This is a genomic window from Aquabacterium sp. (assembly GCF_021768455.1).
Taxonomy (GTDB): domain Bacteria; phylum Pseudomonadota; class Gammaproteobacteria; order Burkholderiales; family Burkholderiaceae_C; genus Aquabacterium.
This window is the reverse complement of record NZ_JAIZVX010000311.1, coordinates 1-1,108: the sequence shown is the minus strand read 5'-3', so window position 1 is coordinate 1,108 and position 1,108 is coordinate 1. Positions and strand designations below refer to the sequence as shown.

Genomic DNA, 1,108 nt, shown 5'->3' with positions numbered 1-1,108 from the left:
CTGGCCCTGCAACTGGGCCAGGCCATCGGCTACGACTCGGCCGGCACGGTGGAGTACGTGCTCGACGCCGACACTGGTGCCTTCTACTTCCTCGAGGTCAACACCCGCCTCCAGGTGGAGCACGGGGTGACCGAACAGGTCACCGGCGTCGACCTGGTGGAGTGGATGGTGAAGCTCGCACGCGGTGACCAATGGACCCTGACCGCACCCGAGCCCCGTGGCGCCTCCATCCAGGTGCGCCTGTATGCCGAAGACCCGGCCCGCCACTTCCAGCCCAGCGCCGGGGTGCTGACCGAAGTCCACTTCCCAGAAGGCGTGCGCGTGGACGGCTGGGTGAGCACCGGCAGCGACGTGCCGCCTTATTACGACCCCATGCTGGCCAAGCTCATCGTCACGGCCGAGACGCGTGAGGCCGCCGTGATCAGGCTGCAAGCCGCCCTGGCCGACACCCGCCTGGCCGGCATCGAAACCAACCTGCGCTACCTGCGCGCCATCGCCGCCTCGCCGGTGTTTGCCGAAGGGCGCATCGTCACACGCAGCCTGGGCGAGTTCAGCTGGCATCCCCGTGCGCTCGAAGTGCTCGACGGCGGCGTGCAGACCACGGTACAGGACTGGCCAGGCCGCATCGGCCACTGGGACGTGGGCGTGCCCCCTTCCGGCCCCATGGACGACCTGCACCTGCGCCTGGCCAACCGCCTGGTGGGCAACGCCCCCGGCGCTGCGGCCCTGGAATGCACCGTCAGCGGCCCCAGCCTGCGCGCCCACGCCGACCTGAGCGTGGCCCTGTGTGGCGCGCCCATGAGGGTCAGCATCGACGGCCAGACCCTGGCGCCCGAACAGGCCTTCAACCAGCGCCTGCGGCTCAAGGCTGGCAGCGTGCTCAAGCTGGGTGCCGTGCCGCTGGACGGCGGTGGCGCCCGCACCTACCTCGCGGTCGAAGGCGGGCTGGACGTGCCGCTCTACCTCGAGAGCCGCAGCACCTTCACCCTGGGCCAGTTCGGCGGCCACGCCGGGCGCACCCTGCGCACGGGCGACCTGCTGCACGCGCTGCCCATCGCCGCCCAGGCGACCGACGAGCCGGCATCCCCCACCCCCACTGGCTCAGCCC

At 71.4% G+C, this 1,108-nt stretch carries 1 pseudogene; it reads left to right on the top strand.

Annotated elements, in window-relative coordinates:
* Window positions 1–1,108 (top strand): annotated as a pseudogene (locus QZ994_RS19955) (urea carboxylase); the annotation flags it as partial.